The 8,654-nt window shown below is 72.8% G+C and carries 8 protein-coding genes; 3 read left to right on the top strand and 5 right to left on the bottom strand.

Annotated features, from left to right (window positions below; genetic code table 11):
- Positions 1-612 (top strand): DegT/DnrJ/EryC1/StrS family aminotransferase (locus ACFV4N_RS05525; RefSeq protein ID WP_499671288.1); only part of this gene is annotated, 612 nt, incomplete at its 5' end.
- The gene (locus tag ACFV4N_RS05520; protein WP_499671287.1) at positions 609-1,169 is read left to right on the top strand and encodes an acyltransferase; all 561 of its coding nucleotides are present in this window, start codon (positions 609-611) and stop codon (positions 1,167-1,169) included. The genes ACFV4N_RS05525 and ACFV4N_RS05520, both read left to right, overlap by 4 nt.
- Before the next feature lie 62 nt (positions 1,170-1,231).
- Here ACFV4N_RS05520 and ACFV4N_RS05515 read toward each other — a convergent pair whose 3' ends face one another.
- Together ACFV4N_RS05515 and ACFV4N_RS05510 are read right to left on the bottom strand one after the other, a co-directional pair.
- Positions 1,232-2,578 (bottom strand): O-antigen ligase family protein, encoded by a 1,347-nt coding sequence (locus tag ACFV4N_RS05515; RefSeq protein WP_499671286.1) that lies wholly within the window; start codon positions 2,576-2,578, stop codon positions 1,232-1,234.
- A 1-nt stretch (position 2,579) separates the two neighbouring features.
- Entirely contained in the window at positions 2,580-3,662 is a 1,083-nt protein-coding gene (locus ACFV4N_RS05510; RefSeq protein ID WP_499671285.1) for a hypothetical protein, read from the bottom strand.
- A 127-nt stretch (positions 3,663-3,789) separates the two neighbouring features.
- Between ACFV4N_RS05510 and ACFV4N_RS05505 the strand changes: the two genes are divergently transcribed.
- Positions 3,790-4,725, top strand: a complete 936-nt coding sequence (locus tag ACFV4N_RS05505; RefSeq protein ID WP_499671284.1) for a TolB family protein — start codon at positions 3,790-3,792, stop codon at positions 4,723-4,725.
- Positions 4,726-4,894: 169 nt separating this feature from the next.
- Here the strand turns inward: ACFV4N_RS05505 and ACFV4N_RS05500 are convergent, their stop codons facing one another.
- From ACFV4N_RS05500 to ACFV4N_RS05490, 3 genes are read right to left on the bottom strand one after another with little or no spacing between them, the layout of a single operon-like run.
- Entirely contained in the window at positions 4,895-6,112 is a 1,218-nt protein-coding gene (locus ACFV4N_RS05500; protein WP_499671283.1) for a rhamnosyltransferase WsaF family glycosyltransferase, read from the bottom strand.
- Positions 6,109-7,551: a lipopolysaccharide biosynthesis protein gene (locus tag ACFV4N_RS05495; RefSeq protein ID WP_499671282.1), complete on the bottom strand. Its 1,443-nt coding sequence runs from the start codon at positions 7,549-7,551 to the stop codon at positions 6,109-6,111. The genes ACFV4N_RS05500 and ACFV4N_RS05495 overlap by 4 nt, the downstream gene beginning before the upstream one ends.
- A complete protein-coding gene (locus tag ACFV4N_RS05490) occupies positions 7,536-8,585 on the bottom strand; it encodes a glycosyltransferase family 2 protein (RefSeq protein WP_499671281.1) in 1,050 nt (349 codons plus the stop codon). Before ACFV4N_RS05490 ends, ACFV4N_RS05495 begins: the two co-directional genes overlap by 16 nt.
- Positions 8,586-8,654 lie beyond the last annotated feature (69 nt).

Here is an 8,654-nt window from a genome sequence, read left to right as displayed (position 1 = left end):
CGGCGGCACGGCGTGCCCGTCGGCGGGCTCGGCGACCTCGCCGCGACCAGCTTCTACCCGGGCAAGAACCTCGGCGCCTACGGCGACGGCGGCGCGGTGCTGACGTCGTCCGCGGCGCTCGCGGAGGCCGTGCGGCTGCTGCGCGAGCACGGGTCGCCGCGCAAGTACGAGCACACCGTGCTGGGCTTCAACAGCCGGCTCGACACGCTCCAGGCCGTGGTGCTGTCGGCGAAGCTGCGCCGGCTGGAGGGCTGGAACGACGCCCGGCGCGCGGCGGCCGACCGGTACTCGGCGATGCTGGCCGACGTGCCCGGCGTCGCGCGGCCGGTCGTGCTGGAGGGCAACCTGCCGGTGTGGCACCTGTACGTGGTGCGCGTCCCCGAGCGCGACCGGGTGCTCAAGGCGCTGCACGGCGCCGGCGTGGGCGCGGGCATCCACTACCCGACCCCCGTGCACCTGACGGGCGCGTTCGAGTCCCTGGGCCACGCGCCGGGCGACTTCCCGGTGGCCGAGGCCGTGGCGGGGGAGATCCTGTCGCTGCCGCTGTTCCCGGAGATCACGCCGGCGCAGCAGGAGCGGGTCGTGGCCGCGCTCGCCGAGGCCGTGCGGTGAGCGGGGTCTTCGTGCACCCCCGCGGGCTGTGCGAGAGCACCGAGGTCGGCGACGGCACGCGGGTGTGGGCGTTCGCGCACGTGCTGCCCGGCGCCCGCGTCGGCCGGGGCTGCAACATCTGCGACGGCGCGTTCGTCGAGGGCGGCGCGGTGCTCGGCGACAACGTGACGGTGAAGAACGGCACGCTCGTGTTCGACGGCGTGGTGTGCGAGGACGACGTGTTCCTCGGGCCGAACGTGCTGTTCACCAACGACCTGCGCCCGCGCGCGGCGATCAAGCGCGGCGGCGCGGAACTGCTGTCCACGGTGGTGCGGCGGGGCGCGACGCTCGGCGCGGGCACCGTGGTGGTCTGCGGGGTCGAGATCGGCGAGCACGCGTTCGCCGCCGCCGGCTCCGTGGTGACCCGGGACGTGCCCGCGCACGCGTTCGTGGCCGGCAACCCGGCGCGGCACAAGGGCTGGGTGTGCGCCTGCGGGCAGCGCCTGGACGCCGTGCTGGCGTGCCCGGACTGCGGCAACCGCCACGCGGAGGGCGACAAGGGCCTCACCCGCGCCTGAAGACCTGCCCGGGGCCTCCAGGACCGCCGTCCCCGGAGGCCCCGGGCGCCAGGCCCGGCGGACTAGCGGACGGCGCCGCCCGCGGCCACGTCCGACCCGGCCAGCGGCCCGCGGCCCGCGCCCGGCTCGGCGAGGGCGATGCGCAGCGCCGCGCCGGACAGCCCGATCGTGGTGAACACCATGCCGGTCGCCACGCCGAAGCTCAGCAGGTCGAACGTCGCCGAGGCGATCCCGCCGACCAGCACCGCCGCCAGCAGGCAGCTCGCCAGGCCCCTCAGGTTCTCGTCGCGGCTGACCAGGCGCGTGCGCAGGGTCGCGTAGCAGGCGGCCAGGAACATGCCGATGAGCGCGAACAGACCCAGGTAGCCGTTCTCGATCAGCGTCAGCAGGAACTGGTTGTCCAGGATCGTGTACTTCGTCGGCAGGAACGTGCCGAAACCGCGACCCAGCAACGGGTTCAGGTCGATCTGGTCGGCCGCCGCCTCGTAGTCCGCGGTGCGCGCCTTGACGCTCGGGTCGTCCTCGATGTTGGCGAACATGCCGCGGATCGTGCCGAACAGGCCCGGCACGGTCAGGCTCGCGCCGAGGAAGAACCCGATGCCCAGCAGCGTGACGGTGAGCTTGCGGCGGCGGGGGAGGGTGAGGACCAGCACGACGCCCGCGACGGCCATGCCGAGGATCGCGGTGCGGGACAGCGCGGTCAGACCGCCCAGGCCCACCATGGCCAGGCACAGCCACCAGCGCAGCTGCGGCGTGCCCTCGTCGCGGGCGCGGAACACGTAGTGCGCGCCCAGCGGCACGGCCATCGCGCACACCAGGCCGTACTCGATGGGGTGGTTGGTGGTGCCCGTGGGGCGGCGGAAGATCGACCGGCTCTCCATCGCCGAGTAGGCGTTCTCCTGGGTGCGCAGGCCGGGCAGGCTCACGTAGGAGGCGAGGTCGACGCCGACGCCGAACTGCACCAGGCCCACGAACGCGATCAGCGCCGAGCAGGCCAGCACCAGCTTGAGCACCTTGTCCAGGCGCTCGCGGGTCCGGATGGCGTCGCAGGCGAACAGCGCCACGCTGATGGTGGCCACGATGCGCACCATGCTGCTGTCGGCGACGGTCAGCTCGTCCATCGGCAGCCAGCGGCGGGTGGCGACCGCGTAGGTGGCCAGGTGCATGGCCAGGTAGATGAGCACGGCGGTGCGCAGCGCGTTGCGGCCCTTGCCCATGCCGAGGGTGTCGACCATGTGGGCGGACAGCGACAGCACGCCCAGCAGCAGCGCCACCACGAGCGCGGGCGGCAGGGTCATCGGCACGAACGACAGCACCAGCCGGGCCGGGATCACCAGCAGCGCCAGCAGGTAGGCGCAGACGAGCGTGGCGCCGTCCGCGCGGTGCCGCACGCGGGTCAGGGCGCTCATCTCACCGGGGGTCTTCGCGGGTGGGCCAGGTCGGCGCCCCGGGCTTCGGCTGGTCCGGCCGGCTGACGGCGGCGATCTTCACGGTCTGCTCGCTGGCCGTGGGCTGCACCTTGACCGTCTGCTCGGCGGCCGTGGGCTGCCTGCGCGCGAGCGGGCGCTGCACGGGCCCACCGGCCGGCTGGTCGGGCCGCCGCGGCTGACCGTTGAGCGGGGGCCGCTGGGCCTGCGCCTGCGGGCCCTGCTGCGCCTGCTGGGGCTGCTGAGCTTGCTGGGGTTGCTGCGCCTGCTGGTGCTGCTGAGCTTGCTGGGGTTGCTGCGCCTGCTGGTGCTGCTGGGACTGGGCCTGCTGATGCTGGGCCACGTTGTCCCCGGCATCCGCGGCGTCGTCGTCGTCGCCGTCGCCCTCAACCGCGTCCTTCTCAGCCGCGTCCGTCTCGGCGGCTTCCCTGCGGCGCTTGAGCTTGCCCATGACGCTGTCCGAGGCGAACGTGGCGGCCAGCGTGAACAACATCATCAGCACGAACGCGGCGCCCGCGTACCGGACCTTCCCGCCGATCTGCGCCTCGGCCGTCGTCGGGTTCACGATCACCTGGGAGGTGATGAACGTCGGTTCCGGCGCGTTCAGCTTGCGCTGCTGAGACTCCAGCTCCGAACGGGCGAACTCCAGCACCGTGGTGACGAGCTTCTCGGCCTCGTCCGGCGACTCGCAGTCGGTCACCACGAACAGGAACGGGCCGTTCTGGCCGCCGCCCGAGGCGGTGAAGTTCGCGGTCGAGCCCTCGACGATGCCGAGCTTCTCGCGGGTCTTCGGGTCGGCCAGGATCTGCGCGATGATCTGCGACGTGGTCGACAGGCTGCCGTCGAACGCCAGCAGCGGGTTGATCCGCACCGCTTCCTCGGGCGAGACGTTCTCCGAGAACGTGCCACCCGCCGACGGCGAGGTGAACACCATCACACCGGTGGACTCGTAGCGGGTCGGGATCGACACGAAAACGCCCGCCGCCAGGCCCACGGCCAAGAGCGCCGACGGCAGCGCGATGTACCACCGCCTCCGCAGGACACGCAGCGCGCCCCAGAAGTCCATCCGTTCCCCGATCCGCGTTTACCCTGCGTAGAGGTGCGCAAGGGTGTTGTTACCCTGAAATCGGCCGGCTTGCGCCTTGTCGTTACAGGTGGTGATGGATTTGGGTTCGCGGCGCATCGTGCTCGCCGTGGCCGCCATCGTACTGGTCGTCGTGGCGGGCGCGGTCTACGTGACGGCGGTGGCCCGCGACGACCGGCAGGTGACCACCGCGGCCGCACCGGCGGGCGAGGGGGACCTGCTGTACGTGGAGCTGGCCGACGGCCGGTCGCGGGTCGAGCAGGCGAGCCTGGCCGACCCCGGTGCGCGCAGCGCCACCGGGAGGACGTGCCAGCGCTTCTACCGCGCGGGCGGCACCGAGGTGTGCCTGAAGCTCGCCGGGCCGGGGCCGACGTACGCGGCGGAGGTGACGCGCGGCGGCGCCGTGGTGCGGACCGTGCCGCTGCCCGGGATCCCGAGCCGCGCCAAGGTGTCGGCGTCCGGCCGGGTGGTCACCTGGACGTCGTTCGTGACCGGCGACTCGTACGCCGTCCCGGGCGGTTTCTCCACCCGCACCGGGTTCCTGGACCTGGACACCGGCGAGGTGGTGGAGACCCTGGAGGGCTTCACGGCCGACATCGAGGGCAGGCCGCACTCGGCGCAGGACACCAACTACTGGGGTCTGACCGTCGGCGCGGACGACCGGACGTTCTACGCCACCCTCGCCTCGGGCGGCTTCACCTGGCTCGTGCAGGGCGACCTCCGGACCCGCTCGGCCAAGTCGTTGCGCCGTGACGCCGAGTGCCCGTCCCTGTCCCCGGACGGCGCCAGGATCGCCTACAAGAAGCGGATCGGCCGCCTGGGCCCCTGGGACCTGGCCGTCCTGGACCTGGCCACCGGCGTCGAGACCCGCCTCCCGGGCACCGCCGGGGTCGACGACCAGGCCACCTGGCTGGACGCCGACCGCCTGGCCTTCGCCGCGATCCCGAGGGACGCCAAGCGGCCCGCCGTCCACCTGGTCCAGGCCGACGGCAGCACCCCCGCCACCCTCCTGATCCCCGACGCCACGAGCCCCTCCCCCACCTAACCCGCAAAAACAGCGCGAGTCGTACGTTCAGGACCACCGTGTCGTACGTTCCGGACCCCCGAGTTCAACATTCGCGTACCCGCCTGGGGCCTCGGCGGTGACCTGAACGTAGAACTCGGGGGTCCTGGACGTACGACTCGCGCGTTCTGGACGTACGACTCGCGCGGGGTCAGAGGTTCAGGTGGTGGCGGAGGAGTTTTTCCAGTTGGTGGCCCGCGGCGTCCCAGGAGCGGCTCGAGACGCTGGTGGAGGCGGTGCGGGCCAGGGTGGCGAAGTCGGGGGTGGTGACCACGTCGGTGAGGGCGCGGGCCAGGTCGTGGGGGGTGGCGGGCGCGTAGCGGACGTGGTCGTTGTCCAGGACCACGCGGTTGTGGGCGGCGTCGTTGACGACCGGGACGCAGCCGGCGGCCAGCATCTCGTGCGGCACCAGGGACACGTTGGTCATCGACAGGGTCAGACCGGCGTAGCAGCGGTTGTAGACGTCGTTGAGCCGGGCCGGGCTGATCAGGCCGTGGTCCACGTGGCGGGGCCCCAGGGAGCCGATCTTCTCGCCGTAGGTGTGGATGGTCAGGTCGGGGTGCCGTTCGGCGAACAGCTCCAGGGCCAGCAGGCCGATCTCGGTGGCGCGGCGGGGCGCCAGCCGCCGGGCGTAGAACACCACGCCGTCACGCCGCACGCCCTCGCGCAGGTGGTACCGGTCCGCGTCGCAGCCGAAGTCGAAGTGGTCGGCGGGCATCCCGACCTCGGTCCGCAGCTTGTCCGCCAGGAAGCGGCCCGCGGTGAAGCCGTGGAAACCCATCCGGTAAGTGTTCTCCGCCAGCGCCGACAGCCCGCCGACCGGGAAGAACCACGGCTCGTAGTCCTGCACGAGGTAGAACCGCTTGCCCGCGCACGGGTCGTTGAACACCGGGTAGGCGGTCATCCACGCGGTGGCGAACACGGCGTGCGCGTCGGCCATCCCGTCCAGCACGTCGAGGACCGGACCGCGGAACCCCGGGTACGCCGACCGGATCACGGGCTCGTGGTCCACCGCGCGGCTGCCGTACACGTCGTACAGGTACAGCCGGCACGTGTGGCCCAGCGACTCCAGGTGCTCGACCAGCCGGAACATCGTGGTGTGCCCGCCGGAGCCGGGCGCGGGCGGCGTGCTGACCCAGTTCACGGTCAGCTTCCCGTCCGCCGGCACGGGCGGCACGACCACGGTGCGCGGCGCGCCGAGGTCCGCGGCCCGCACGTCCTCCAGCCGCACCGGGAACACCTCGGTGTCCGCGCCGAACCGCCGGGCGGCGTTGTTCAGCGCGCGGGCGCCGAGTTGGCGCACCCCCTGCTCGCGCACGATGCGCGAGACCTGGTGCGCTCGGCGCTGCAATTGCTGGACGACCCTCACGCGTTGCTCCTCCTCAGCAGCCCCAGCACCTCGTGGCGCAGGGGGAAGACGACGGCGGCGTAGGCCAGGGACGCCGACGCGCCGCCCGCCAGCAGCCGCCACACCGGGTCCTCGACCAGCCACTGCACGCCCAGCGCCACCGCGACCATCACCGCGCCGCCGAGCACCGGCCGCGCCACGGCGGCGCCCAGCACGCGCGCCCGCAGCCCGTAGGGCCGGAACGCCACCAGGTACGCGGGCACGATGAACGCCAGCACGACCACGCTCTGCGCCGCCGCCACGCCCCGGATGCCGTCCACGTGCGCGCCCAGCGCCAGCAGCGGCACCAGCGCGACCAGCCACACCAGGTGGATGACCAGGATGGCGCGCGACCGCCCGGCGCTGGCCAGGTAGTCGTACCCCAGCTCCAGCACCACCCGCAGCGCGCCGAGCAGCACCAGCAGCGCCAGGGCCTGAGCGGCGGGCGCCCACCGCTCGCCGTAGACGACCCGCACCAGCGGGTCGGCGAACGCGGCCAGCAGCACGCACGCGGGCACGGTCGCCAGCGCGAGCAGCCGCAACGCGCGGGCGAACGTCCGCGCGAACAGCTCCGGATCGTTCCTGACCTGCGAGAACGCCGCCAGCGACACGCTGCGCACCGGCTGGGAGAACGCCGCCACCGGCCAGTTGGCCAGGTTGAACGCGAGCAGGTAGTACCCGAGCGGCACGGTGCCCAGCACGCTGCCGACCACGATCTGGTCGACGTTGAGCACGCCGAACACCAGCAGGCTCGCCCCGGCCAGCGGCAGGCCGAACGCCAGCAGCTCCCGCGCCTGCCGCGCGTCGAACCCGGGCCGGTAGCGCCGTTCGGTGTAGGCGAACATCACCCCGGCCGACACCAGGTTGACCGCGATCCGCTGCCAGGCGAGGCTCCACGCGCCGAAGCCCAGCAGCGCCAGCACCACCACCACGGTGGTGCCGACGACGAACCCCGAGGTGTCCGCCACGAACTTGTGGTTCTGCCGGAACTCGCGCTGGAGCAGCGCGCCCGGCACCGCCGACGCGCCCGCCACCACCAGCGACACCGACATGAGCTGGATCACGCCGGTGGCCTGCGGCGTGCCCATGGCGTCGGCGAAGAACGGCGCGCCGACCACGCACGCCAGGCACAGCAGCACGCCCGAGGCGATCGACAGCGTGGTGACCGTCGGCGCCAGCTCCTCGACCGGTTTCTCGCTGCGCACCAGCGCGACGCTCACGCCCATCTCGCTCACGCTGAGCACGATGTTGAGCACCACCAGCGCCACCGCGAACACGCCGAACTGCTCGGGCGCGACCAGCCGGGCGACGAGGACGCCGACGCCGACCTGCCCCAGCCGCTGGAGGAGGCTGTTGACGGCGCTCCACCGGATCGCCGAGGTGACCTTGCGCTCCAGGCCCGCGGTCACTGCCCGCGCCACTTCCACAGCTGCTTGCCGACCAGGCCGCGCCCGCGCTTGACCAGGTGCGAGCCGAGGAACAGCTGGGTGCGGCTGCACACCTTCGGGCCGAGCGCGCGTCGCCGCCGCAGCGCCCGGTGCTCGGGCAGCCGCTCGGTGTCGGGGTAGACGCGGCGGGCGAAGTCCTCCAGCTCGTCGACGGGGATGTCGTCGAGCTGGTCGCGGTCGTAGGCGCGCACGGCCCGCCACAGCGCGTCGCGCGCGATCGACCGGTTGGCCAGCGACCGCAGGCGCGGCGGCAGGTCGGGGTGCTCGCGGAAGAACAGGTCGAACACGGCCTGCCGCTGCTCCAGGTCGGCGAACAGCGACGAGAACACCGTGCGCATCATCGACTGCTGGTGGACCCGGTAGTACGCGGCGGGCTCGCCCCTGACGTACCCGATGTCGGACACCGCGGCGATGCGCATCCACATCTCCAGGTCGCCCGCGTGCGGCAGGTCGGGCCGGTAGCCGCCGACCGCCTGCTGCACCGACGTGCGCACCACGGCCTCGGGGGAGGACAGGACGTTCTGCCCGGTGCGGCAGCGCGCCTCGACCCAGTCCACACCGGACCACACCGTGCGGCCGGCCGGGGGGGTCACCACTTTCGGCAACGCGTCGTGATCGCTGTAGTACACGACCCGCCCGTACACCATGCCGACGCCCGGGTTGGCCTCGAAGACCGCGGCCGCGCGGGCGAGCCAGCCCGGCGCCAACAGGTCGTCGGCGGACAGCAGCACCGTGTAGTCGGCCTTGGCCCACTCCAGCAGGCCCTCGTTGTAGGTGGCGATGTGACCTTTGTTCACCTCGTGGCGGCGACCCTCGACCCGGGGGTCGCGCACCAGCTCGGCCATCACCTCGGGCGTGTCGTCGCTCGACGTGTCGTCGATGATCAGCACCCGCACGTCGACGCCGGGTTGGTCGAGCACGCTCTTCACGCACGCCCGCAGGAACCGCGCGTAGTTGTAGCAGGGGATGACCACGTCGACCGTGGGTCGTGCCGAGGGCTCAGTCACGCCCTACTCATCGTGCGCGGTCGCGGATCGTTAACGGTCCGCGCCCGATCCCGATGTACGGGAGGACGG

This window comes from Actinosynnema sp. NPDC059797 (genome assembly GCF_042732085.1).
Taxonomy (GTDB): Bacteria; Actinomycetota; Actinomycetes; order Mycobacteriales; family Pseudonocardiaceae; genus Actinosynnema.
The sequence above is the reverse complement of the archived record's forward strand: the minus strand, read 5'-3'. Positions and strand labels throughout refer to the sequence as shown.